Source organism: Lachnospira multipara ATCC 19207, from assembly GCF_000424105.1.
Classification (GTDB): domain Bacteria; phylum Bacillota; class Clostridia; order Lachnospirales; family Lachnospiraceae; genus Lachnospira; species Lachnospira multipara.
This window is the reverse complement of the sequence record NZ_AUJG01000003.1, coordinates 14025-36160: the sequence shown is the minus strand read 5'-3', so window position 1 is coordinate 36160 and position 22136 is coordinate 14025. Positions and strand designations below refer to the sequence as shown.

General features: G+C 37.5%; 36 protein-coding genes. All 36 read left to right on the top strand.

What is annotated here, in order from left to right; translation table 11 throughout:
• Nucleotides 1-24: 24 nt before the first annotated feature.
• The 36 genes from rplB (at nt 25) to G600_RS0104180 (ending at nt 22124) form a co-directional block, all read left to right on the top strand.
• Nucleotides 25-867 (top strand): 50S ribosomal protein L2, encoded by an 843-nt coding sequence (gene rplB, locus G600_RS0104355; RefSeq protein ID WP_027430848.1) that lies wholly within the window; start codon nt 25-27, stop codon nt 865-867.
• A 50-nt stretch (nt 868-917) separates the two neighbouring features.
• Nucleotides 918-1193: a 30S ribosomal protein S19 gene (gene rpsS / locus G600_RS0104350; protein ID WP_027430847.1), complete on the top strand. Its 276-nt coding sequence runs from the start codon at nt 918-920 to the stop codon at nt 1191-1193.
• Nucleotides 1194-1311: 118 nt separating this feature from the next.
• Entirely contained in the window at nt 1312-1698 is a 387-nt protein-coding gene (gene rplV, locus G600_RS0104345) for a 50S ribosomal protein L22 (RefSeq protein ID WP_027430846.1), read from the top strand.
• An 87-nt stretch (nt 1699-1785) separates the two neighbouring features.
• Complete coding sequence (gene rpsC, locus G600_RS0104340; RefSeq protein ID WP_027430845.1) at nt 1786-2460, top strand: 30S ribosomal protein S3; 675 nt, start codon at nt 1786-1788, stop codon at nt 2458-2460.
• Nucleotides 2460-2897, top strand: coding sequence for a 50S ribosomal protein L16 (gene rplP / locus G600_RS0104335; protein ID WP_027430844.1), 438 nt, complete (start codon nt 2460-2462; stop codon nt 2895-2897). The genes rpsC and rplP overlap by 1 nt, the downstream gene beginning before the upstream one ends.
• The gene (gene rpmC, locus G600_RS0104330) at nt 2887-3087 is read left to right on the top strand and encodes a 50S ribosomal protein L29 (protein WP_012738580.1); all 201 of its coding nucleotides are present in this window, start codon (nt 2887-2889) and stop codon (nt 3085-3087) included. The genes rplP and rpmC overlap by 11 nt, the downstream gene beginning before the upstream one ends.
• 45 nt (nt 3088-3132) lie before the next feature.
• Nucleotides 3133-3390 carry a 30S ribosomal protein S17 gene (gene rpsQ / locus G600_RS0104325; RefSeq protein ID WP_027430843.1) on the top strand — a complete coding sequence of 86 codons (258 nt, stop codon included), beginning with the start codon at nt 3133-3135 and terminating at the stop codon, nt 3388-3390.
• 71 nt (nt 3391-3461) lie between these two features.
• The gene (gene rplN / locus G600_RS0104320) at nt 3462-3830 is read left to right on the top strand and encodes a 50S ribosomal protein L14 (RefSeq protein ID WP_027430842.1); all 369 of its coding nucleotides are present in this window, start codon (nt 3462-3464) and stop codon (nt 3828-3830) included.
• A 10-nt stretch (nt 3831-3840) separates the two neighbouring features.
• Entirely contained in the window at nt 3841-4152 is a 312-nt protein-coding gene (gene rplX, locus G600_RS0104315; protein ID WP_027430841.1) for a 50S ribosomal protein L24, read from the top strand.
• 21 nt (nt 4153-4173) lie between these two features.
• On the top strand, nt 4174-4716 hold the full coding sequence (gene rplE / locus G600_RS0104310) for a 50S ribosomal protein L5 (RefSeq protein WP_027430840.1): 543 nt from the start codon (nt 4174-4176) through the stop codon (nt 4714-4716).
• 16 nt (nt 4717-4732) lie between these two features.
• The gene (locus G600_RS0104305; protein WP_027430839.1) at nt 4733-4918 is read left to right on the top strand and encodes a type Z 30S ribosomal protein S14; all 186 of its coding nucleotides are present in this window, start codon (nt 4733-4735) and stop codon (nt 4916-4918) included.
• Between the two features lie 154 nt (nt 4919-5072).
• The gene (gene rpsH / locus G600_RS0104300) at nt 5073-5474 is read left to right on the top strand and encodes a 30S ribosomal protein S8 (protein WP_027430838.1); all 402 of its coding nucleotides are present in this window, start codon (nt 5073-5075) and stop codon (nt 5472-5474) included.
• Between the two features lie 143 nt (nt 5475-5617).
• Nucleotides 5618-6160, top strand: coding sequence for a 50S ribosomal protein L6 (rplF, locus tag G600_RS0104295; protein WP_027430837.1), 543 nt, complete (start codon nt 5618-5620; stop codon nt 6158-6160).
• Nucleotides 6161-6177: 17 nt separating this feature from the next.
• Nucleotides 6178-6546, top strand: a complete 369-nt coding sequence (rplR, locus tag G600_RS0104290) for a 50S ribosomal protein L18 (RefSeq protein ID WP_027430836.1) — start codon at nt 6178-6180, stop codon at nt 6544-6546.
• A 19-nt stretch (nt 6547-6565) separates the two neighbouring features.
• Nucleotides 6566-7075, top strand: a complete 510-nt coding sequence (gene rpsE, locus G600_RS0104285) for a 30S ribosomal protein S5 (protein WP_027430835.1) — start codon at nt 6566-6568, stop codon at nt 7073-7075.
• Nucleotides 7076-7116: 41 nt separating this feature from the next.
• Nucleotides 7117-7302 (top strand): 50S ribosomal protein L30, encoded by a 186-nt coding sequence (gene rpmD, locus G600_RS0104280; protein ID WP_027430834.1) that lies wholly within the window; start codon nt 7117-7119, stop codon nt 7300-7302.
• 27 nt (nt 7303-7329) lie between these two features.
• A complete protein-coding gene (gene rplO, locus G600_RS0104275; RefSeq protein WP_027430833.1) occupies nt 7330-7770 on the top strand; it encodes a 50S ribosomal protein L15 in 441 nt (146 codons plus the stop codon).
• 1 nt (nt 7771) lies between these two features.
• Entirely contained in the window at nt 7772-9091 is a 1320-nt protein-coding gene (gene secY, locus G600_RS0104270) for a preprotein translocase subunit SecY (RefSeq protein WP_027430832.1), read from the top strand.
• Nucleotides 9092-9251: 160 nt separating this feature from the next.
• Nucleotides 9252-9893 (top strand): adenylate kinase, encoded by a 642-nt coding sequence (locus tag G600_RS0104265; protein WP_027430831.1) that lies wholly within the window; start codon nt 9252-9254, stop codon nt 9891-9893.
• Nucleotides 9894-9914: 21 nt separating this feature from the next.
• Nucleotides 9915-10670: a type I methionyl aminopeptidase gene (gene map / locus G600_RS0104260; protein ID WP_027430830.1), complete on the top strand. Its 756-nt coding sequence runs from the start codon at nt 9915-9917 to the stop codon at nt 10668-10670.
• A gap of 10 nt (nt 10671-10680) precedes the next feature.
• Complete coding sequence (locus G600_RS0104255; protein WP_027430829.1) at nt 10681-10953, top strand: KOW domain-containing RNA-binding protein; 273 nt, start codon at nt 10681-10683, stop codon at nt 10951-10953.
• Nucleotides 10954-10961: 8 nt separating this feature from the next.
• The gene (infA, locus tag G600_RS0104250) at nt 10962-11180 is read left to right on the top strand and encodes a translation initiation factor IF-1 (protein ID WP_027430828.1); all 219 of its coding nucleotides are present in this window, start codon (nt 10962-10964) and stop codon (nt 11178-11180) included.
• A gap of 103 nt (nt 11181-11283) precedes the next feature.
• Nucleotides 11284-11397, top strand: a complete 114-nt coding sequence (gene rpmJ / locus G600_RS0104245; RefSeq protein WP_003022746.1) for a 50S ribosomal protein L36 — start codon at nt 11284-11286, stop codon at nt 11395-11397.
• A 304-nt stretch (nt 11398-11701) separates the two neighbouring features.
• Entirely contained in the window at nt 11702-12076 is a 375-nt protein-coding gene (gene rpsM / locus G600_RS0104240; RefSeq protein ID WP_027430827.1) for a 30S ribosomal protein S13, read from the top strand.
• A 46-nt stretch (nt 12077-12122) separates the two neighbouring features.
• Nucleotides 12123-12518, top strand: coding sequence for a 30S ribosomal protein S11 (gene rpsK, locus G600_RS0104235; RefSeq protein ID WP_027430826.1), 396 nt, complete (start codon nt 12123-12125; stop codon nt 12516-12518).
• A 19-nt stretch (nt 12519-12537) separates the two neighbouring features.
• Nucleotides 12538-13131: a 30S ribosomal protein S4 gene (rpsD, locus tag G600_RS0104230; protein WP_027430825.1), complete on the top strand. Its 594-nt coding sequence runs from the start codon at nt 12538-12540 to the stop codon at nt 13129-13131.
• Nucleotides 13132-13348: 217 nt separating this feature from the next.
• A complete protein-coding gene (locus tag G600_RS0104225; protein WP_027430824.1) occupies nt 13349-14317 on the top strand; it encodes a DNA-directed RNA polymerase subunit alpha in 969 nt (322 codons plus the stop codon).
• Between the two features lie 172 nt (nt 14318-14489).
• Nucleotides 14490-15026, top strand: coding sequence for a bL17 family ribosomal protein (locus G600_RS0104220; protein WP_027430823.1), 537 nt, complete (start codon nt 14490-14492; stop codon nt 15024-15026).
• Nucleotides 15027-15212: 186 nt separating this feature from the next.
• Nucleotides 15213-16091, top strand: coding sequence for an energy-coupling factor transporter ATPase (locus G600_RS0104215; RefSeq protein ID WP_027430822.1), 879 nt, complete (start codon nt 15213-15215; stop codon nt 16089-16091).
• The gene (locus G600_RS0104210; protein ID WP_027430821.1) at nt 16072-16911 is read left to right on the top strand and encodes an energy-coupling factor transporter ATPase; all 840 of its coding nucleotides are present in this window, start codon (nt 16072-16074) and stop codon (nt 16909-16911) included. The genes G600_RS0104215 and G600_RS0104210 overlap by 20 nt, the downstream gene beginning before the upstream one ends.
• A complete protein-coding gene (locus G600_RS0104205) occupies nt 16908-17708 on the top strand; it encodes an energy-coupling factor transporter transmembrane component T family protein (protein ID WP_027430820.1) in 801 nt (266 codons plus the stop codon). Before G600_RS0104210 ends, G600_RS0104205 begins: the two co-directional genes overlap by 4 nt.
• A 9-nt stretch (nt 17709-17717) precedes the next feature.
• On the top strand, nt 17718-18476 hold the full coding sequence (gene truA / locus G600_RS0104200; protein WP_027430819.1) for a tRNA pseudouridine(38-40) synthase TruA: 759 nt from the start codon (nt 17718-17720) through the stop codon (nt 18474-18476).
• A gap of 203 nt (nt 18477-18679) precedes the next feature.
• Complete coding sequence (gene rplM, locus G600_RS0104195) at nt 18680-19114, top strand: 50S ribosomal protein L13 (RefSeq protein WP_027430818.1); 435 nt, start codon at nt 18680-18682, stop codon at nt 19112-19114.
• A 27-nt stretch (nt 19115-19141) separates the two neighbouring features.
• The gene (rpsI, locus tag G600_RS0104190; RefSeq protein ID WP_027430817.1) at nt 19142-19546 is read left to right on the top strand and encodes a 30S ribosomal protein S9; all 405 of its coding nucleotides are present in this window, start codon (nt 19142-19144) and stop codon (nt 19544-19546) included.
• A 531-nt stretch (nt 19547-20077) separates the two neighbouring features.
• A complete protein-coding gene (locus G600_RS0104185; RefSeq protein WP_027430816.1) occupies nt 20078-21007 on the top strand; it encodes an ABC transporter permease in 930 nt (309 codons plus the stop codon).
• 43 nt (nt 21008-21050) lie between these two features.
• Complete coding sequence (locus tag G600_RS0104180; protein WP_027430815.1) at nt 21051-22124, top strand: ABC transporter permease; 1074 nt, start codon at nt 21051-21053, stop codon at nt 22122-22124.
• The last annotated feature ends 12 nt before the right edge of the window (nt 22125-22136 follow it).

Here is a 22136-nt window from a genome sequence, read left to right as displayed (position 1 = left end):
TTACACAGCCGAAAGGAGAAAGAAATGGGAATTAAAACATATAACCCATATACACCTTCCAGAAGAAACATGACTGGTTCAGATTTCTCTGAAATTACAAAGTCATCTCCTGAGAAGTCATTACTTGCTAAGAAGAGCAAGACTGCTGGTCGTAACAACCAGGGTAAGATTACTGTACGTCACCACGGTGGTGGAAGCAAGCAGAAGTACAGAGTAATCGATTTTAAGAGAAACAAGGAAGGAGTTCCTGCTAAGGTTATCGGTATCGAATACGATCCTAACAGAACTGCTAACATCGCACTTATCGCTTACGCTGATGGTGAGAAGTCATATATCCTTGCACCTGCTGGTTTAACAGATGGCATGACAGTACAGAACGGTGCTGGTGCTGAAGTTAGAGTTGGTAACTGCTTACCATTCACAGAAATTCCAGTTGGTACACAGGTTCACAATATCGAGTTATATCCAGGTAAGGGTGGACAGCTTGTTCGTTCTGCTGGTAACTCAGCTCAGTTAATGGCTAAGGAAGGTAAGTATGCAACACTTAGATTACCTTCTGGCGAAATGAGAATGGTTCCAATTATCTGCCGCGCAACAATCGGTGTTGTAGGTAATGGTGATCACAACCTTATTAATCTTGGTAAGGCTGGACGTAAGAGACATATGGGTATCCGCCCTACAGTTCGTGGTTCTGTTATGAACCCTAACGACCATCCACACGGTGGTGGTGAAGGTAGAGCACCAGTTGGTCGTCCAAGCCCAATGACACCTTGGGGTAAGCCTGCTATGGGTCTTAAGACTCGTAAGAAGAAGAAGGCTTCTAACAAGCTTATCATTAGAAGAAGAGACGGAAAGGGTATTAAGTAATATTAGTGCCTAGTAACTTTGAGAAACAAGATTATAAGGAGGTTTAACCTATGGCTCGTTCATTAAAGAAAGGACCTTTCGCTGATGCTAGCTTACTTAAGAAGGTTGATGCATTAAATGCTTCAAACGATAAGCAGGTCATCAAGACATGGTCTCGTCGTTCAACAATTTTCCCAAGTTTCGTGGGACATACAATTGCTGTTCATGATGGAAGAAAGCATGTTCCTGTATTCGTTACAGAGGATATGGTTGGTCATAAGCTCGGTGAGTTCGTTGCAACAAGAACTTACAGAGGACATGGTAAGGACGAAAAGAAGTCTAGATAATAGATGAATCTTTGGAAGAACCCGAAAGGGGTCTTCCGCGGGGATTCCCGATTAAAGAAATCGTAATTACTAATATAGATAATGGATACATTTGAAATTTTGAAAGGAGGACTAATCCATGGCAACAGGACATAGATCCCAAATTAAACGTGAAAGAAACGCCGTTAAGGATACAAGACCAAGCGCTAAGTTAAGCTACGCTAGAGTATCTGTTCAGAAGGCTTGTTTCGTATTAGATGCTATTAGAGGCAAGAGCCTTGAAGAAGCACTTGGTATCGTTATGTACAATCCAAGATATGCTTCATCACTTATAGAGAAGTTATTAAAGTCTGCAGCAGCTAATGCTCAGAACAATAATGGTATGGACCCAAGCAAGTTATTCGTTGAAGAATGCTTCGCTAACAAGGGACCTACAATGAAGAGAGTACATCCAAGAGCACAGGGTAGAGCTTACAGAATCGAAAAGAGAATGAGCCACATCACTGTAATTCTTAATGAAAGATAATTAATCGGTACTTGATTTATTGTTTCAAGATTACTTGAAATTAGAATATGAAATCAAACATTTCCTAAAGAATAGAAAGGAGATTTTATGGGACAGAAAGTTAACCCACATGGTTTAAGAGTCGGTGTCATTTCTGACTGGGACTCAAAGTGGTATGCAGAAGATGCATTCGCTGATAACCTTGTTGAAGACTATAACATAAGAAAATTCCTTAAGAAGAAGCTTTATGCTGCAGGAATTTCAAAGATCGAAATTGAGAGAGCTTCAGATAGACTTAAGATTATTATCCACACAGCTAAGCCTGGTGTTGTAATCGGTAAGGGCGGATCTGAAATCGAAGCTTTAAAGAAGCAGGTTGAAAAGATGACATCTGCTAAGAGATTAAGCATCGATATTAAGGAAGTTAAGAGACCAGATCGTGATGCTCAGTTAGTAGCTGAAAACATCGCTCAGCAGTTAGAGAATCGTATCTCTTTCAGAAGAGCTATGAAGTCATGCATGGGCAGAACAATGAAGCAGGGCGCTAAGGGTATCAAGACAAGCTGTTCTGGACGTCTTGGCGGTGCTGATATGGCTCGTACAGAATTTTATAGTGAGGGTACAATTCCTCTTCAGACACTTCGTGCAGATATCAATTATGGTTTTGCAGAAGCTAACACAACATATGGTAAGGTTGGCGTTAAGGTTTGGATTTACGAAGGCGAGGTTCTTCCTACTAAGGCTAACGCTAAGGTTAATGTTAAGGAAGGGAGCGATAAGTAATGTTACTACCTAAGAGAGTTAAACATCGTAGACAGTTCCGTGGTTCTATGGCTGGTAAGGCAACAAGAGGTAACACTCTTGCATACGGCGATTTCGGTATCGTTGCAACAGAACCATGCTGGATCAAGTCTAATCAGATAGAAGCAGCCAGAGTTGCTATGACAAGATATATCAAGCGTGGCGGTAAAGTATTTATTAAGATTTTCCCAGACAAGCCTGTTACAGGTAAGCCTATCGGCGTACGTATGGGTAAAGGTAAAGGTAACTTAGAGTGCTGGGTAGCAGTAGTTAAACCTGGACGTGTTATGTTCGAGATCTCAGGCGTAGCAGAGGAGACAGCTAGAGAAGCTCTTCGTCTTGCTACTCACAAGCTTCCATGCAAGTGTAAGATCGTTTCACGTGCAGACTTAGAAGGCGGTGATAACAGTGAAAATTAATAAGTATGTAGAAGATTTAAAGGCAAAATCAGCTGCAGAGTTAAATGAAGAATTAGTAGCTGCTAAGAAGGAACTTTTCAATTTAAGATTCCAGAACGCAACTAATCAGTTGGATAACACAAGCAGAATTAAAGAGGTTCGTAAGAACATCGCTAGAATCCAGACTGTAATTGCACAGAAGAATGCTTAATTGCTAAGCTGGATGATAAATTAATCCTAAGAAAGGAGTACAACTGTGGAAGAGAGAAATTTAAGAAAAACTCGTACAGGTAAGGTTGTCAGCAACAAGATGGATAAGACTATCGTGGTTGCAGTAGAAGATAACGTTAAACATCCACTTTACAACAAGATTGTAAAGAGAACATATAAGCTTAAGGCTCATGATGAAAACAACGAATGCTTAATCGGTGACGTAGTAAAGGTTATGGAAACAAGACCTTTATCTAAGGATAAGAGATGGAGATTAGTTGAAATTATCAGCAGAGCTAAGTAATTTAGAAATGATTTTAGTAAACACATTCACTAGATGTGAATGAGACATATATTACTGAAAGGGGTAGTACTATGGTACAACAGGAAACCAGACTTAAGGTTGCTGATAACACAGGTGCTAAGGAAATTCTTTGCATCAGAGTTATGGGCGGATCTACAAGAAGATATGCAAATATCGGTGATGTTATCGTCGCTTCTGTTAAAGAAGCAACACCAGGCGGCGTTGTTAAGAAGGGCGATGTTGTTAAGGCCGTTGTAGTACGTTCTGTTAAGGGCGCACGTCGTAAGGACGGTTCATATATTAAATTTGACGAGAATGCTGCTGTTATCATTAAAGATGATAATACTCCAAAGGGAACTCGTATCTTTGGACCAGTAGCTAGAGAGTTAAGAGAGAAGAAGTTCATGAAGATCGTTTCTCTTGCTCCAGAAGTATTATAGGAGGTGCCGAATGTCAGCTGTTAGAATTAAAAAGGGCGATACAGTTGTTGTTATCGCAGGTAAGGACAAGGGCAAAGAAGGCAAGGTATTAACAGTTAATGCTAAGAACCACACAGCAGTTGTTGAAGGTATTAACATGGTTACTAAGCATGCTAAGCCAAGTGCTGCTAATCAGCAGGGTGGAATTCTCCATCAGGAAGCACCAATCGATATATCTAACATTGCTTACTCAGTAAATGGTAAGGCAACAAAGATTGGTTATGAAGTAAAGGATGGCAAGAAAGTACGTGTTGCTAAGGCAACAGGAAAGGCTATCGATTAATCGAGGAAGGAGGCAATAATTTTGAGTAGACTTAGAGAACAGTATGATAATGAAATCGCTAAGAAGATGACTGAGAAATTCGGTTATAAGAACCCAATGATGGTTCCAAAGATCGATAAGATCACTATAAATATGGGCGTTGGTGAAGCTAAGGAAAATTCTAAGGTTCTTGACGCAGCAGTAAAGGATCTCGAGACAATCGCAGGTCAGAAAGCAGTTCTTACAAGAGCTAAGAATTCAATTGCTAACTTCAAGTTAAGAGAAGGTCAGGCAATTGGTTGTAAGGTTACATTACGTGGTGAAAAGATGTACGAATTCCTTGATAGATTAGTAAATCTTGCACTTCCACGTGTACGTGACTTTAGAGGCGTAAGCGCTAACTCATTCGATGGTAGAGGTAACTATGCACTTGGTATTAAAGAGCAGATTATCTTCCCAGAAATCGAATATGATAAGGTAGATAAGGTTAGAGGTATGGATGTTATCATCACTACTACAGCTAACACAGATGAAGAAGCACGTGAATTATTAAGATTATTCAACATGCCATTCAAGAAGAATTAATATAAGGAGGTAAATTATGGCTAAGACTTCTATGAAAGTAAAGCAGCAGAGAAAACCAAAGTTCTCTACTAGAGCATACACACGTTGTACAATTTGTGGTCGTCCACATTCTGTTTTAAGAAAGTACGGAATCTGCAGAATTTGCTTCCGTGAATTAGCATACAAGGGTCAGATCCCTGGTGTTAAAAAGGCTTCTTGGTAAGATTAATATAATTGTTGCAAGTTCTTAGAACTTGCAACGATAAAATCTTGCTTTAAGCAATATATTTTAAGTTGTTATCAACTTAGTGCACATTAAGTGCAAACAATTGACGTAGTCCAGCGAAAGCTGGAAACCAGTGAATTATAAGGAGGAAATATTAATGACAGATCCAATTGCAGATATGCTTACAAGAATTCGTAATGCAAATACAGCAAAGCACGACACAGTTGATATTCCAGCATCTAAGATGAAGCTTTCAATCGCTAAGATTCTTTTAGATGAGGGTTACATTAAGTCTTATGAAGTTGTTGAGAATGGAAACTTCAAGGATATCCGCGTTACTTTAAAGTACGGTAAGGATAAGAATGAAAAGATCATTTCTGGACTTCAGAGAATTTCTAAGCCAGGTCTTAGAGTTTATGCTAACAAGACAGATCTTCCTAAGGTATTAGGTGGTCTTGGTGTTGCAATCATCTCTACAAACAAGGGTGTTGTAACAGATAAGGAAGCTAGAAAGCTCGGCGTTGGTGGAGAAGTTCTTTGCTTCGTTTGGTAATTATATAGACGTTACTAAGGATTATAATTATAATTAAATCGTTAGGATTTAATTTGTTTAATCCTATAACTATTAACCCAACCAAGAAAACATATTCCTATCATTGTAAATGTTTTCTTAATAATTTTTAGGAGGTGCACGGCATGTCACGTATAGGAAGAATGCCTATCGCTATTCCAGCTGGTGTTACAGTTGAGGTAGCAGAAAATAATAAAGTGACTGTAAAGGGTCCTAAGGGAACACTCGAAAGAGTTTTACCTGCAGAAATGGACATTAAGGTTGAAGGTAGTGAAGTTGTTGTTTCAAGACCTAACGACTTAAAGAAGATGAAGTCATTACACGGCTTAACAAGAACTCTTATTAACAACATGGTAATCGGTGTAACAGAAGGCTACGAGAAGAAGCTTGAAGTTAACGGTGTTGGTTATAGAGCACAGAAGCAGGGTAAGAAGTTAATCCTTTCATTAGGTTACTCACATCCTGTAGAGATGGAAGATCCAGAAGGAATCGAAACAACTCTTGATGGACAGAACATCATTTTTGTTAAGGGTATTAATAAAGAAAAAGTTGGCCAGTACGCAGCTGAAATCAGATCTAAGAGAGCTCCAGAACCATATAAGGGTAAGGGTATCAAGTATGCTGATGAAGTAATCAGACGTAAGGTTGGTAAGACTGGTAAGAAATAATTAAAGGAGTGAATATAATGGTTAGTAAGAAGTCAAGAGCATTAGTTCGTGAAGCAAAGCATAAGAGAACACGTAACCGTTTCAGCGGAACAACTGAAAGACCACGTTTAGCTGTTTTCAGAAGTAACAATCATATGTACGCTCAGATTATTGACGACACAGTTGGTAAGACACTTGTTTCTGCATCAACACTTGACGCTGACGTTAAGGCTGAAGTAGAGAAGACTAATAATGTTGAAGCTGCAACAGTAGTAGGTACTGTAGTTGCTAAGAAGGCATTAGAAAAGGGAATTACAACTGTCGTTTATGACAGAGGCGGATTCATATATCAAGGTAAAGTAAAGGCATTAGCAGAGGCAGCAAGAGAAGCTGGCCTCCAGTTCTAAGCGGAAGGGAGAAAACAGTATGAAACGTACAATTATTGATGCTAGTCAGCTAGAATTAGACGATAACGTAGTATCAATCAAGCGCGTAGTTAAGGTTGTAAAAGGTGGACGTAATATGCGTTTTGCAGCTTTAGTAGTTGTTGGTGATCGTAATGGTCACGTTGGCGCTGGTGTTGGTAAGGCAGCTGAAGTTCCTGAAGCTATCCGCAAGGGAAAGGAAGATGCCATTAAGCATTTAGTAGAAATTCCAATGGATGAGAATGGTTCAGTACCACATGATTTCATCGGTAAGTTCGGTGGAGCAACAGTTCTTTTAAAGAGAGCTCCAGAAGGTACTGGTATTATCGCTGGTGGTCCTGCTCGTTCAGTACTTGAGTTAGTAGGTATTAGAAACATTCGTACAAAGTCACTTGGTTCTAATAATAAGCAGAACGTAGTATTAGCTACAATCGCTGGTCTTCAGGCTATGAAGACTCCAGAAGAAGTTGCAAGACTTCGTGGTAAGTCAGTTGAAGAAATCTTAGGCTAAGAAATTGTTTAGCACCATAAAAGGTGCAGATGGAGGTTAAAATGGCTGATAAGAAGTTAAGAATAACTTTAGTTAAGTCTCCAATCAGTGCTGTTCCTAAGCATAGAAGAACTGTTGAAGCTATGGGTCTTACAAAGCTTCACAAGACAGTAGAACTTCCAGATAATGCTGCTACAAGAGGACAGATTCAGCAGATTGGTTATATGTTAAAGGTAGAAGAAATTTAATATAAAATAATAGAAGGAGGTGCAAGAATGGATTTATCTAATTTAAGACCTGCAGAAGGTTCAGTTCAGAGTGATAATTTCAGAAGAGGTCGTGGTCACGGTTCAGGTAACGGCAAGACAGCTGGTAAGGGACACAAGGGCCAGAAGGCTCGTTCAGGAGCACCAAGACCTGGTTTTGAAGGTGGCCAGATGCCATTATATAGAAGAATTCCTAAGAGAGGTTTCACTAACAGAAATCGTAAGGAATTCGTAGCTATCAATGTTTCTACATTAGAAAGATTTGATAACGGTTCAGAAGTATCAATCGAAACTTTAATTGAGACAGGTATTGTTAAAGATACTAAGGACGGCGTAAAGATTCTTGCAAACGGTGAGCTTACAAAGAAGCTTACTGTTAAGGCTAACGCATTCAGTGCTGCAGCTAAGGAGAAGATCGAAGCTCTCGGCGGAACTTGCGAGGTGATCTAGTATGTTTAAGACACTTGTAGGCGCTTTTAAAAATAAAGACATAAGAAAAAAGATATTATACACATTAGCAATTTTAGTTGTTGTAAGAATAGGAAGTCTTCTTCCGATTCCTGGTGTAGATACTGATTACTTTAGTAGCTTACTTAGTGGAATTAATACCGGTGATTTGGATTATCTTAGTGCATTTACAGGAGGTTCATTCGAAAGAATGTCCCTCTTTGCACTTAGCATTACACCATATATCACATCTTCGATCATAATGCAGTTACTTACAATTGCAATTCCAAAATTGGAAGAAATGCAAAAAGAGGGCGAGGACGGTAGAAAGAAGATTGCAGCTATAACAAGATACGTAACAATCGGTTTATCACTTATTGAAAGTATTGCAATGGCAGTTGGATTTGGTAGATCAGGTTTAATTGCAGGATATGAAGGATTTAGTACACTTCATTATGTTGTAGCAATCATTGTTGTAGTTATTGCACTTACAGCAGGTTCAGCAGCACTTATGTGGTTAGGTGAGAGAATTACTGAAAACGGTGTAGGAAATGGTATTTCAATCGTATTATTAATTAATATTATCTCAGGAATGCCAAGTGATTTCGCTACATTATTCAGCTCTTACGTAGCAACACAGACACCAGCAAAGGGTGTTTTAGCAGCAGCTGTTATCTTAGCTATTGTTGTAATAATGGTAATTTTAGTAGTTATCCTTCAGGATGGCGAAAGAAGAATTCCTGTTCAATACTCACAGAAGGTTGCAGGAAGAAAGCAGGTTGGCGGACAGTCAACTAATATCCCATTAAAGGTTAATACTGCAGGTGTTATGCCAGTTATTTTCGCATCATCACTTATGCAGTTCCCTGTAATTGTTGCTCAGTTATTTGGTAAGTCATATGAGTGGACAAGATATTTAAGCTCATCTTACTGGTGCAGAGTAAGTTACCCTAAGTATTCAGTTGGATTAATTCTTTATGTAGTATTGCTTATTATATTTGCATACTTCTATACATCAATTACATTCAACCCAATACAGGTAGCGGATAACTTAAAGAAAGCTGGTGGAGTAGTTCCAGGTATCACACCAGGAAAATCTACTAGTGATTATCTTAATAAGATACTTAATTATATCGTATTCGTTGGTGCAGTAGGTTTACTTATTGTAGCTCTTATACCAATCGCTTGTACTGGATTCTTCAATGCAAGTATTTCATTTGGTGGAACATCAGTCATCATTATTGTTGGTGTTGTTCTTGAGACATTAAAGCAGATCGAAGCACAGATGGTTAATCGTTATTACAAAGGATTTTTATCTGAGTAATTGATTAAAAGATATATAATGGGCTTACCTGGGAGAAATCCTAGGTAAGTCTGTATTTGTGTTAAAGAGAAAATGTAGTAAATGACAATTAAAATAGAAATCTAACCGCAATTTATGCGATTTCATATAGAACTAGTTATATTGAATGGAGGATTTATCAATGAAGATTATTATGTTAGGTGCACCAGGTGCAGGAAAAGGAACACAGGCTAAGAGAATTGCAGCAAAGTATTCAATTCCACACATTTCAACAGGAGATATTTTTAGAGCAAATATCAAGAATAACACAGAATTAGGTCAGAAGGCTAAGACATACATGGACAAGGGCGAACTTGTACCAGATGAATTAGTAGTAGATTTAATTATGGATAGATTCAAGCAGCCAGATGCAGCTAATGGATATGTATTAGATGGATTCCCAAGAACAATTCCACAGGCAGAAGCTCTCGATAAGGCATTAGCAGCTAATGGAGAATCAGTAGATTTCGCTATTAACGTTGAAGTACCAGATGAGAACATCATTAAGAGAATGGGCGGAAGAAGAGCATGTGTAGGTTGTGGAGCAACATACCATATCGAATTCAACGCACCAAAGGTTGAAGGCGTATGTGATACATGTGGAGAAAAGTTAATTCTTAGAGATGATGATAAGCCAGAAACAGTAAAGAATAGATTATCTGTATATCATGATCAGACACAGCCACTTATTGAATACTATAATAAGAAGAACGTATTACGTGAAGTAGACGGAACAATGGCTATGGATGATGTATTTAATGCTATCGTAGAGATTCTTGCTTAATCACTACAAGGAGAAATAGATATGTCAGTATCAATTAAAAGCCCTCGAGAAATCGAGTTAATGAGAGAAGCAGGAAAAATACTTGGAAAAGTATATAAAGAAATTGCAAATGAGATAAAGCCGGGAGTTTCAACATATACAATCGACAAGATTGGTGAAGAAATCATAAGAAGCTATGGATGTATTCCAGAAGAAAAAGGCTACGAAGGTTATCCAGCTTCATTTTGTGTTTCTGTAAACGATCAAGTAGTACATGGAATTCCTAGCAAGAATAAAATATTGCGTGATGGCGACATAGTTTCACTAGATACAGTCCTATCATACAAAGGATATATGGCAGATGCAGCAAGAACTTATGGCGTAGGTGAAGTTTCAAAAGAAGCTCAACAATTAATGGATGTTACTAAACAAAGCTTTTTTGAAGGAATAAAATTTGCTAAAGAAGGATGTCGTCTACACGAGATATCTAATGCAATAGCGGATTATAACGAATCTTTTGGTTATGGAGTATTAAGAGATTTATGCGGACATGGTATTGGAACATCAATGCATGAAGATCCACAGATTCCTAACTTTAGACAAGAACATCGTGGTATTCGTTTACATGAAGGTATGACACTTGCAATCGAACCAATGGTAACAGCGGGCGATTGGAGAGTTAACTTCCTAGATGATGGATGGACAGTAGAAACAAGAGACCATTCGTTATCAGCTCACTATGAGAATACCGTTCTCGTAACAAAGGACGGACCGGAAATTTTAACATTAGAAAATTAAGGTGAATATAATGATTAATGAGCTAAAAGGTTTAATGGCAAAGTCACTAGTAGGCCACGATAAAGATAAGATATATATTGTAATCGGTGAAGATTCACAATATGTCTACTTATCAGATGGCTATTTGAAAATGTGTGAAAAGCCGAAAAAAAAGAAGAAGAAACATGTGCAGATAATAAAGAATGAAAATTCATTATTATATAGAAAGATTCAAGAAAATCAGAAAATTTCTGATGAAGAAATCAAACTAGAAATAAAGCAGTATATTAGTAAAAGAAATTAGGAGGATTTATGTCAAAGGCTGATGTAATTGAAATCGAAGGAACAGTAGTAGAAAAGTTACCTAATGCATTTTTTAAAGTAGAGTTAGAAAATGGACACCAGATCTTAGCTACAATTAGTGGTAAGCTAAGAATGAACTATATTAGAATTCTTCCAGGTGATAAAGTAACAATTGAAATGTCACCATATGATTTAACAAAGGGAAGAATTATTTGGCGTGATAAATAATCTACTTAATATTTAAGTGGAATATTTTATAATTTGTTGTTGCAATTATATTTTTATTTGTGATATAATTGTTCACGAACTTGTCTGAAAGGAGGCTTTTGCAGTGAAGGTTAGATCATCAGTTAAACCAATTTGTGAAAAATGCAAAGTCATTAAGAGAAAGGGCAGCATCAGAATTATCTGTGAAAACCCTAAGCACAAGCAGAGACAGGGTTAATTTCCTGTTAAGAAGTTTAGCTTCTTAGGTTCTGCATATGGGTAGCAAAGTCATTATTGCTATCAATGTAAATTCATCAAGTATTAAGCAAAGTACTATAAGTACGACTTGATGATTATTAATTTGCGGCTGCAGTAATTATTGAATGAAGATAATTACTATTTGATATAGTTATTATAAGGCAACGCACACATTTCAGGCCATGCATAGATAGGAAACTTATCGAAGCAAGGAGCTGCGTATGTGTATAATAATAAGTTTCGAAATAACACATTAATTAGTTAATTAACGGAGGTTACGTAATATGGCTCGTATTTCAGGTGTGGATTTACCAAGAGAAAAACGAATCGAAATCGGACTTACTTATGTTTATGGTATTGGACGTGTAAGATCAAATAAGATCCTTGCTGAAGCTGGTGTTAATCCTGACACTCGTGTTAAGGACTTAACAGACGAAGAAGTAGCAAAGATTGCTAAGGTTATTGATGCTGATTCAGAGCATTTAGTAGAAGGTGACTTAAGAAGAGAAGTTGCCATGAATATCAAGAGATTAAAGGAAATTGGTTGCTATAGAGGAATCCGTCATAGAAAGGGTCTTCCAGTTAGAGGTCAGAAGACTAAGACTAACGCAAGAACTTGCAAGGGTCCAAAGAAGACAGTAGCAAACAAGAAGAAGTAATTTAAATAAAAATTAAACGTTTTAAACTCAATAGGAGGATATAGTCATGGCTCAGAAAGCTACAAAGAAAGTGACAAAGAAGCGTGTTAAGAAGAATGTCGAAAGAGGACAGGCACATATTCAGTCATCTTTTAATAATACAATTGTTACATTAACAGATGCAGAAGGTAATGTATTATCTTGGGCATCTGCAGGTGGTCTTGGATTCAGAGGATCTAAGAAGTCTACTCCATATGCTGCTCAGATGGCAGCTGAAACAGCTACAAAGGCTGCTTTAATTCACGGATTAAAGTCTGTAGACGTTATGGTAAAGGGACCAGGTTCAGGTAGAGAAGCTGCTATTAGAGCACTTTCAGCTTGCGGTCTAGAAGTTACAAGTATCAAGGATGTTACACCAGTTCCACATAATGGTTGTCGTCCACCAAAGCGTAGAAGAGTTTAATTTAGGGAGGTAGTATACAATGGCAGTTAATAGAACACCAGTGCTTAAGAGATGCAGATCCCTTGATTTGGATCCTGTATATTTAGGAATAGATAAGAAGTCTAGAAGAAAGGCTAAGAATGCTGGAAGAAAGATTAGCGAATATGGTTTACAGCTTCGTGAAAAGCAGAAGGCTAAGTTCATCTACGGCGTATTAGAAAAGCCTTTTAGAAATTATTATAAGAAAGCTGAGAAGCAGAAGGGTATGACAGGTGAAAACCTTATGATCATGCTTGAACTCAGACTTGATAATGTTGTTTATAGATTAGGTCTTGCTAGAACACGTAAGGAAGCTAGACAGATCGTTGATCATAAGCACGTATTAGTTAACGGTAAGTGCGTTAACATTCCTTCATACTTAGTAAAGGCTGGAGACGTAATCGAAATCAGAGAAAAGTCTAAGTCTTCTGCAAGATATAAGGAAGTACTCGAAGCTACAAACGGTAGATTAGTACCAGAGTGGTTAGAGGCAGATCAGGAAGCTCTTAAGGGTCAGGTTAAGTCTCTTCCAACAAGAGAAGTAATCGATGTTCCTGTAAACGAGATGCTTATCGTCGAGTTATATTCTAAGTAAGATGCGTAATTCAAAGCCAGGCAGTTGTATGGAAAGTATATTTAAAACTTTCCATACCTGCTGGCTTTTATGCGACTTTATATGTTATAATAATTCAAGATATAATTTTTTGAATCTTTTAACAAGGTATAATCGCGCTACAAAGCTGTATGCTTAATTGCCTAGCTTTGATAAACGCAATATATACAACTTAAATACCCAATAAGGAGGGGCAATAATGGTTGATGCAGATTTCAATTTCAAAATGCCAAAAATTGAGATGACTGAAGAGTCACAAGATGGAAAGTTTGGAAGATTTGTAGTTGAACCACTTGAAAGAGGTTATGGTTTAACACTTGGTAATTCTTTAAGAAGAATTATGCTTTCATCTTTAGTTGGTACAGCAGTAAGCAGCATTAAGATCGATGGTGTGCTTCATGAGTTTAGTTCAATTCCTGGCGTTAAGGAAGATGTTACTGAGATCGTAATGAATATTAAGCAGTTATCAATTAAGAATAACGGCAACTCGGTTGAACCTAAGGAAGCTCATATTGATTTTAAGGGCGAAGGCGTAGTTAAGGCATCTGATATCCAGGTTGATCCTGATATCGAAATTATTAATCCTGATTTAGTAATTGCACATCTTAATGGAGCTGATGCAAAGCTCTCTATGGAACTTACAATTACTAATGGTCGTGGTTATGTTAGTTCAGAAAAGAACAAGAGAGATGATGCTGCAGCAGGCGTAATCGCTATTGATTCTATTTATACACCAGTTGAGAGAGTTAACATGTCTGTTCAGAACACTCGTGTTGGTCAGGATACAGACTTTGATAAGTTAACACTTGACATTTTCACTAACGGAACTATAGCTCCAGACGAGGCTTTAAGCCTTGCAGCTAAGGTTCTTTCAGAACATCTTAAAGGATTTATTAACCTTTCAGAGAACGCAGTTAAGGCTGAGATCATGGTTGAACCACAGGAAGACGAGTCTTCTAAGGTTCTTTCAATGAGCATCGAAGACCTTGAATTATCAGTTCGTTCTTCTAATTGTCTTAGAAGAGCTGGTATCAATACAGTTGAAGAATTATGTAATAAGACTTCAGATGATATGATGAAGGTTAGAAATCTTGGTAAGAAGTCATTAGACGAAGTATTACTTAAGCTTAAGGAATTAAACTTACATCTTAAGCCAAGTGATGATTAATTTTGATTAGTACATTTATGTATTAATATATCGCCAATTGCAGTAAGACCTAATGCGCGTGCGAGAGGTGGAACAGTGGTTTTCCCACTGCGCAACTAATAATTTGTAGTAGAAACATTGGTGCTATAAGACCTATGCGCGTGTGCTGATGTTACAAATGGAGGATTTTAAAATGGCAAAGTACAGAAAGCTCGGCAGAACATCTAGCCAGAGAAAGGCATTATTAAGAAACCAGGTTACAGCACTTATCGAGAACGGTAAGATCGTAACAACAGAGGCTAGAGCTAAGGAAGTTAGCAAGATTGCTGAACACCTTATCACATTAGCTGTTAAGGAAAAGGATAACTTCGAAACTGTTACAGTTCAGGCTAAGGTAGCTAAGAAGGACGCTAACGGTAAGAGAGTTAAGGAAGTTGTAGACGGTAAGAAGGTTACAGTTTACGAAACAGTTGATAAGGAAATCAAGAAGGATATGCCTTCAAGACTTCATGCTAGAAAGCAGATGGACAAGGTTCTTTACACAGTAACAGAAGTTCCTACAGCTGTAGCTGGTAAGAAGAAGAATACAAAGAAGGTTGATCTTACTAATAAGCTTTTTGATGAAATCGCACCTAAGTATGCTGACCGTAAGGGTGGCTACACAAGAATCGTAAAGATTGGTTTAAGAAAGGGCGATGCAGCTATGGAAGTTATTCTTGAATTAGTTTAATTTAAGAACCATAGTATGATATAGCTAACAAGCGGATATGTTTTACATATCCGCTTTTTTATATATCTAAAATTTTTATAGTCTTATTGAATAGAAATGATAAATCATATAAAATGTGATAAACTAAAAGAGATTGTAGTTAATGAGGAAATTAGTTACACATTAATTAGAAACGAGGAAAATAATTTGAATATAGTTAAGGCAGAAAACCTAACATTTGAATATATAAGACGTGACGAAGAAGGCAACGTTGAAAGCATTAATAAAGCTATCGATAACGTAAATATAGATATAAAAGAAGGGGATTTTGTTGCGGTTTTAGGACATAATGGTTCCGGCAAGTCTACATTTGCAAAACACCTAAATGCACTAGTAAGTCCAACAGAAGGGAGCGTTTGGGTAGACAGAATGAATACCCTAGAACATGAGAACACCCTAAGAATTCGTCAGACTGCAGGAATGGTATTCCAAAATCCAGATAACCAGATCATCTGCACACTAGTAGATGAAGAAGTAGGCTTTGGCCCAGAGAATATCGGCGTTCCAGAAGATGAAATCTGGGAACGTGTGGAAAAAAGCTTAAAAGCAGTAGGCATGTATGACTTCAGATTAGCTAATCCAACTAAGCTCTCCGGTGGACAAAAGCAGAGAGTTGCAATTGCAGGAATTGTAGCAATGAAGCCAAAGTGTATAGTCCTTGACGAGCCAACAGCTATGCTTGATCCAAACGGACGAAAAGAAGTAATAGAAGTTCTACACGAACTCAATAAAAAGGAAAATGTAACAATAATCCTAATTACACATTACATGGAAGAAGTAATCGATGCCGATGAAGTCTATGTAATGAATGAAGGCAAACTTGTGATGCAAGGAAAACCAAGAGATATATTTTCACAGGTAGAAAAATTAAAAGAACTACGCTTAGACGTGCCACAGGTTACCGAGTTAGCCCACGAATTGCGCAAAGAAGGTCTCGATATCAAAGAAGGCATTCTAACAACTAAAGAGCTAATAACTGAGCTAGAAAGAATTAGAGGACTTAAAAATGTCAATAATAGTAGATAAGATAAATTATATATATGAGGCCGGCACAAGCTTTGAACGACATGCCCTAAAAGACGTAAGCTGCGTAATTGAAAAAGGCGAATTTATTGGTCTAATCGGACACACAGGGTCAGGAAAGTCAACCTTTATACAGCATCTAAACGGACTAAATAAGGCAACATCAGGTCACATTTATTATGATGGGCAAGATATTTATGAAAAAGGCTACAATATGAAAGAGCTAAGAAGCAAGGTAGGACTAGTATTCCAGTACCCAGAGCACCAGCTCTTTGAAAGCACCATCTTTAAAGATGTATGCTTCGGTCCTAAAAATCAAGGCCTATCAAAGCAAGAATGCGAACTAAGAGCCTTTGAAAGCTTGAAGCTAGTAGGACTAGATGAAAAATTTTACTACAATTCACCATTTGATTTATCCGGTGGACAAAAAAGAAGAGTAGCAATCGCAGGCGTCTTAGCCATGAAACCAGAAGTACTAATACTCGACGAACCAACAGCGGGCCTAGATCCAAAAGGCCGCGACGAAATATTTTCAGTATTAGAAAATCTACGAAAGACAGGCATCACAATCATTCTCGTGTCCCACAGCATGGAAGATGTAGCCACACACGTAGACCGAATCATGGTAATGAACGACGGAATACTTAAATATGATGACACACCTAAGAATGTATTTAGACATCATAAAGAATTAGAAGAAATTGGCCTAGCAGCACCAAAAGTAACATATATTATGAACGATTTGAAAAATGCAGGATTTGACGTAGACACAGACGCCATCACTATAGAAGAGGCCAAGAAAAGCATATTGGAGATATTATGATAAGAGACATAACAATAGGACAATACTATCAAACAAATTCGGTGATACATAGCCTAGATCCAAGAGTAAAACTCATGGGGACACTTATTTTTATCATATCCCTGTTCCTCGGCATGAACATTCTCGTGTACATCGTGGCAACCCTAGCCCTAGCAGGCCTAATAATCGCCTCAAAAGTACCCTTTAAGTTCATCGTAAGAGGCCTAAAGGCAATCCTAATTTTGATACTAATAAGCGCGGCATTTAATCTATTTTTAACACCAGGAACCGTAATTTTTAAAGTGTGGAAAATTACCATCACAGACAGAGGCCTAAAAACCGCCATCTTTATGGTAATCAGACTAGTATATTTAATCATGGGCTCATCCCTAATGACTCTAACTACCACACCAAACAACCTAACAGACGGACTAGAAAAAGGATTATCTTTTTTAAAATATATCAAAGTCCCAGTACACGAAATCGCCATGATGATGTCCATCGCACTAAGATTCATCCCAATCCTAATCGATGAAACCGACAAAATCATGCGCGCGCAGCAAGCAAGAGGCGCCGACTTTGAAACAGGAAACTTCATAAAGCGAGCAAAAGCCATGGTGCCAATCTTAGTACCACTATTCATCTCCGCCTTTAGACGAGCAGACGACCTAGCAATGGCCATGGAAGCAAGATGCTATCACGGGTCTAATGGCAGAACCAAGATGAAACCATTAAAATATAGCAAAAAAGACTATTTAGCCTACCTAATACTCATCCTATACATAGGAATCTGTATTAGCCTAAATATCATATTTTAAGAGGTAAGAATGAAAAGAATAAAGCTTACAGTAAGCTACGACGGAACCAACTACAGCGGCTGGCAGATACAGCCAAACGCTCCAACAATCGAGGCAGAACTAGACAAAGCCATAGCAAGTCTTACTGGTGAAAATGTGCACGTAATCGGAGCAAGTAGAACCGATGCGGGAGTGCATGGCAAAGGAAATGTAGCAGTATTTGACACAGGTTCCACAATACCAGCAGACAGATTTAGCTATGCCCTCAATAGATATTTGCCAGAAGATATACAGATACAAAAATCAGAAGAAGTAGATAAAGACTTTCATCCAAGACACTGTGACACAAAAAAGACCTACGAATACAAGATCTCAAATACAGAATTTTATCTACCACAAGAAAGAAGATATAGCTGGCACGTACAGGCAAAGCTAGATTTAGAAAAAATGCAAGAAGCTGCAAACTACCTAATAGGAGAACACGATTTTAAAAGTTTTGCAAGCGTGCATACACAGGCAGAAACAACCATTAGAACCATTTACTCAATAGAACTAATATCCAAAGATAAAAAAGAAGGCAAAGACTATCAAGGCGAGATAATAATAAGAGTAAAAGGAAATGGCTTTCTATATAATATGGTAAGAATAATAGCAGGAACACTAGTAGGAGTTGGCAAAGGCCGATTTGAGCCACAATACGTCAAAGAAATGCTAGAAGCCCTTGATAGAACCAAAGCAGGGGAAACTGCTCCGCCACAAGGCTTAACCCTAGTAGAAATCCAGTATTAGGGCTTAAAAAAGTGGAACTTAATAATCTAAACTAAAGAGAAAAAATCATTGACACCATAAGCGCCGTGATATATAATTCTTAAATGTGGCGTGTAATACGCTGACATTAATTATGATTATGAATACTTAGCCAATGCCCCGGAGAAGTATTTGATAATAATTATGAAACATTAAAGTGCATTAAAGCAATTTAGGAGGAAACCATGAGTAACAAGACATTTATGGCTAGTGCATCTAATATCGAAAGAAAATGGTATGTTGTAGATGCTGCAGATTATACATTAGGTCGTTTATCATCACAGGTTGCTGCTGTACTTAGAGGTAAGAATAAGCCTGAGTACACACCATTCCTTGACTGTGGTGACAACGTAATCGTTATCAACGCTTCTAAGGTAAAGACAACTGGTAAGAAGTTAGATCAGAAGATTTATTACAATCACTCAGACTACGTAGGTGGTATGAAGGAAACAACACTTAAGGAAATGATGGCTAAGAAGCCTGAAAGAGTTATTGAATTAGCTGTTAAGGGAATGCTTCCAAAGGGACCTTTAGGACGTCAGATGTACACAAAGCTTCACGTATATGCAGGCCCAGAACATGAGCAGGCAGCACAGAAGCCAGAAGTATTAAAGTTTTAATAGGCATAATATAAGGAGGAAATAACAGTGGCAAAGAAAGCTAATGGAAAGTTCTACGGAACAGGTAGAAGAAAAAGCAGTATTGCTAGAGTATATTTAGTACCTGGTACAGGTAATATTACAATAAATAAGAGATCACTTGATGAATATTTTGGTCTTGAGACACTTAAGGTTGTTGTAAAGCAGCCATTAGTTCTCACAGAAACAACAGAGAAGTACGATGTAATCGTTAACGTTCATGGCGGTGGAACAACAGGTCAGGCAGGCGCTATCAGACATGGTATTTCAAGAGCACTTCTTCAGGTAGATTCAGACGAATTCCGTCCATCACTTAAGAAGGCTGGTTTCTTAACAAGAGATCCACGTATGAAGGAAAGAAAGAAGTACGGCTTAAAGGCAGCTCGTCGTGCTCCACAGTTCTCAAAGAGATAATATTATTAGATTTATTACCAATATTATTGATAAGATTAACAGACAATGGCGTCCACACATTAGCTGTGGGCGCTGTTTTGCTATAAAAAATAAATTTTAAATAAAATTTTAAAATTAACAACCTTTGATGTAGAGAAGGATGGAAAATGATGATCAAAGTTCTAAAACCTATGGAACAGAGATAAGAATCCTAAACTTTTAAAGGTTAGGGGTTGTATAAAAATGAAAAAAAGGGATTATATGCAAAGATGCAACGCATCCTTGCATAGTTTTACATCAAAGCACTTTAACCGATTAAAGCGTTAAATGCATGAAACAAAAAACACATTTGACTATTTTTAAACAAAATTACAAAACAACACATTTACTTGCACATTCACAAATTAATATCTATGGCTAAATTAATGAGTAAATAACCAATGTTATTTTGAAATTGATTTTTAAATAGTGAATGGCGTGCTATAGCTTTTGGTCCAACTCGTGGATTTTTAGAATAGCACAATAAAAAAATCGGAAAGGCAGTTGTTAATTATGAATTCAAAGACATTACTGTACATTTTAAAGAGACTGCTATTAGCAGTAGTAACTGTATGGGTAGTAATCACAGTTACATTTTTCGTAATGCATGCTGTACCAGGTGGCCCATTCCAGGGAGAGAAGTCCATGACAGAAGCAGCTCAAGCAGCACTTGAGGCTAAGTATGGATTAGACAAGCCACTTGCAACTCAGTATGTAACTTATCTAAAGGACGTTGTTACAAAGTTCGATTTCGGTCCTTCTTTAAAGCAGAAGGGTAGAGAAGTTGTTGATATCATTGTAGATGGCTTAAAGACATCAGCAAGATTAGGACTTGAAGCAGCATTCATCGCACTTATTATTGGCGTTGTATTAGGATCAGTGGCAGCGCTTAAAAGAAATAGTATATTTGATAGAATCATCATGGTAATTACTACGGCATTTGTATCTATGCCATCATTTATCATGGGTACATTACTCCTAACTATTTTCTCAATTAAGTTAGGATTATTCCCAGCTAATGGTGCAGCAACAAACGGCCTTGTTTTACCAGTCGTGACATTATCACTTTATCCAATGGCTTATATTACAAGACTTACTAGATCATCAATGCTTGACGTATTAGGTCAGGACTATATTAGAACAGCAAGAGCTAAGGGTGTATCCGGCGTTAAGATTATTTTCGGACACGCATTAAAGAATTCCCTTATTCCTGTAATTACTTACTTTGGACCAATGCTTGCAGGTATTGTAACAGGTTCCCTAGTAGTAGAACAGATTTTTGCAGTTCCTGGTATCGGTAGAGCATTCGTAAGCTCAATCACTAACAGAGATTATACAATGATTATGGGTACAACAATTGTACTTGCAACATTAATCGTTATTATGAACTTAGTAAGTGATATCTTATACAAGATCGTAGATCCAAGAATTAACTTAGATTAATTAGTAAGTTATTTTTTATAAAATTGGAATAAGGAGTGAAATTATGTCGAAGAACCCATTTAACAATCAGATTGACATGGAAAACTACATGGCAGACGATTTCGAAACAGCGACAGAAGACGAGAAGTCTTATATCGTTCAGATGAGACCAGCTTCAACATTCTTTAAAGATGGTGTAAAGAGACTCTTAAAGAATAAAGTCGCAACAGTCTGTTTTTTTATAATAGTAATAATAACATTAGCAGCAATTTTCTTACCAATGGTATGGCCATATTCATATGATACAATGCTTGGTAACACACCAGGACAGGCAGTAGATTCATCATATAATAACCTAAAGCCATTTGAATACGGAAAGACAGAATTAGCAAGAATTGACGCAGGCGAAAAGATTTTCCCACACATCTTTGGTACAGATTCTCAGGGTAGAGATTACTTCATCAGAGTTGTATACGGAACAAGAATCTCACTTGCAGTAGGTTTCTTCGCAAGTATTATCGTATTAATCATTGGTTTAACAATTGGCTCAATTTCAGGATATTTTGGTGGAAAGATAGATATGATTATCATGCGAATAGTTGATATCATCTACTCTCTTCCAGATACACTTATGGTAATTTTATTATCATCAGTATTAAAAGTAACATTATCCACAGCATTAGAAGGAACACCGCTTGAAAAGCTCGGTTCCAACATGATAAGTTTATTTATCGTTTTCGGTTTACTTTATTGGGTATCAATGGCCAGATTAATTAGAGGTCAGATTTTATCTCTTAGAGAGCAAGAATACGTACTAGCATCTAAGGCTGCAGGCGCTAAGGGTAAGTGGGTAATCCTAAAGCATTTATTACCTAACTGCATCAGCTTAGTAATTATCTCAACAGCCCTTCAGATTCCAAGTGCTATCTTTACAGAGAGTTACCTTTCATTCTTGGGACTCGGTGTAAATGCACCTATGCCATCGCTAGGTTCACTTGCATCAGATGCCTTAAATGGTATTTCATCATATGCATATAGAATGGTTATTCCAGCAGTGGTTATTTCCTTAATCGTTCTATCATTAAACCTCTTTGGTGATGGTTTAAGAGATGCATTTGATCCAAAGTTAAATAAGTAAATAGGAGGCGTT

Bases quoted from the DNA above. Each gene is read 5' to 3' on its own strand.
- secY (WP_027430832.1), top strand. From the start codon at position 7,772: ATGTTTAAGACACTTGTAGGCGCTTTTAAAAATAAAGACATAAGAAAA.
- G600_RS0104205 (WP_027430820.1), top strand. From the start codon at position 16,908: ATGATAAGAGACATAACAATAGGACAATACTATCAAACAAATTCGGTG.
- G600_RS0104220 (WP_027430823.1), top strand. From the start codon at position 14,490: ATGGCAAAGTACAGAAAGCTCGGCAGAACATCTAGCCAGAGAAAGGCA.
- rpsK (WP_027430826.1), top strand. From the start codon at position 12,123: ATGGCTCAGAAAGCTACAAAGAAAGTGACAAAGAAGCGTGTTAAGAAG.
- rplR (WP_027430836.1), top strand. From the start codon at position 6,178: ATGGTTAGTAAGAAGTCAAGAGCATTAGTTCGTGAAGCAAAGCATAAG.
- G600_RS0104305 (WP_027430839.1), top strand. From the start codon at position 4,733: ATGGCTAAGACTTCTATGAAAGTAAAGCAGCAGAGAAAACCAAAGTTC.
- map (WP_027430830.1), top strand. From the start codon at position 9,915: ATGTCAGTATCAATTAAAAGCCCTCGAGAAATCGAGTTAATGAGAGAA.
- infA (WP_027430828.1), top strand. From the start codon at position 10,962: ATGTCAAAGGCTGATGTAATTGAAATCGAAGGAACAGTAGTAGAAAAG.
- G600_RS0104185 (WP_027430816.1), top strand. From the start codon at position 20,078: ATGAATTCAAAGACATTACTGTACATTTTAAAGAGACTGCTATTAGCA.
- rplV (WP_027430846.1), top strand. From the start codon at position 1,312: ATGGCAACAGGACATAGATCCCAAATTAAACGTGAAAGAAACGCCGTT.
- rplP (WP_027430844.1), top strand. From the start codon at position 2,460: ATGTTACTACCTAAGAGAGTTAAACATCGTAGACAGTTCCGTGGTTCT.
- rpsM (WP_027430827.1), top strand. From the start codon at position 11,702: ATGGCTCGTATTTCAGGTGTGGATTTACCAAGAGAAAAACGAATCGAA.
- G600_RS0104225 (WP_027430824.1), top strand. From the start codon at position 13,349: ATGGTTGATGCAGATTTCAATTTCAAAATGCCAAAAATTGAGATGACT.
- rpsE (WP_027430835.1), top strand. From the start codon at position 6,566: ATGAAACGTACAATTATTGATGCTAGTCAGCTAGAATTAGACGATAAC.
- rpmD (WP_027430834.1), top strand. From the start codon at position 7,117: ATGGCTGATAAGAAGTTAAGAATAACTTTAGTTAAGTCTCCAATCAGT.
- rplM (WP_027430818.1), top strand. From the start codon at position 18,680: ATGAGTAACAAGACATTTATGGCTAGTGCATCTAATATCGAAAGAAAA.
- rplX (WP_027430841.1), top strand. From the start codon at position 3,841: ATGTCAGCTGTTAGAATTAAAAAGGGCGATACAGTTGTTGTTATCGCA.
- G600_RS0104265 (WP_027430831.1), top strand. From the start codon at position 9,252: ATGAAGATTATTATGTTAGGTGCACCAGGTGCAGGAAAAGGAACACAG.
- rpsD (WP_027430825.1), top strand. From the start codon at position 12,538: ATGGCAGTTAATAGAACACCAGTGCTTAAGAGATGCAGATCCCTTGAT.
- truA (WP_027430819.1), top strand. From the start codon at position 17,718: ATGAAAAGAATAAAGCTTACAGTAAGCTACGACGGAACCAACTACAGC.
- rpsS (WP_027430847.1), top strand. From the start codon at position 918: ATGGCTCGTTCATTAAAGAAAGGACCTTTCGCTGATGCTAGCTTACTT.
- rplF (WP_027430837.1), top strand. From the start codon at position 5,618: ATGTCACGTATAGGAAGAATGCCTATCGCTATTCCAGCTGGTGTTACA.
- rplO (WP_027430833.1), top strand. From the start codon at position 7,330: ATGGATTTATCTAATTTAAGACCTGCAGAAGGTTCAGTTCAGAGTGAT.
- G600_RS0104180 (WP_027430815.1), top strand. From the start codon at position 21,051: ATGTCGAAGAACCCATTTAACAATCAGATTGACATGGAAAACTACATG.
- rplN (WP_027430842.1), top strand. From the start codon at position 3,462: ATGGTACAACAGGAAACCAGACTTAAGGTTGCTGATAACACAGGTGCT.
- G600_RS0104255 (WP_027430829.1), top strand. From the start codon at position 10,681: ATGATTAATGAGCTAAAAGGTTTAATGGCAAAGTCACTAGTAGGCCAC.
- G600_RS0104210 (WP_027430821.1), top strand. From the start codon at position 16,072: ATGTCAATAATAGTAGATAAGATAAATTATATATATGAGGCCGGCACA.
- rpsC (WP_027430845.1), top strand. From the start codon at position 1,786: ATGGGACAGAAAGTTAACCCACATGGTTTAAGAGTCGGTGTCATTTCT.
- rplB (WP_027430848.1), top strand. From the start codon at position 25: ATGGGAATTAAAACATATAACCCATATACACCTTCCAGAAGAAACATG.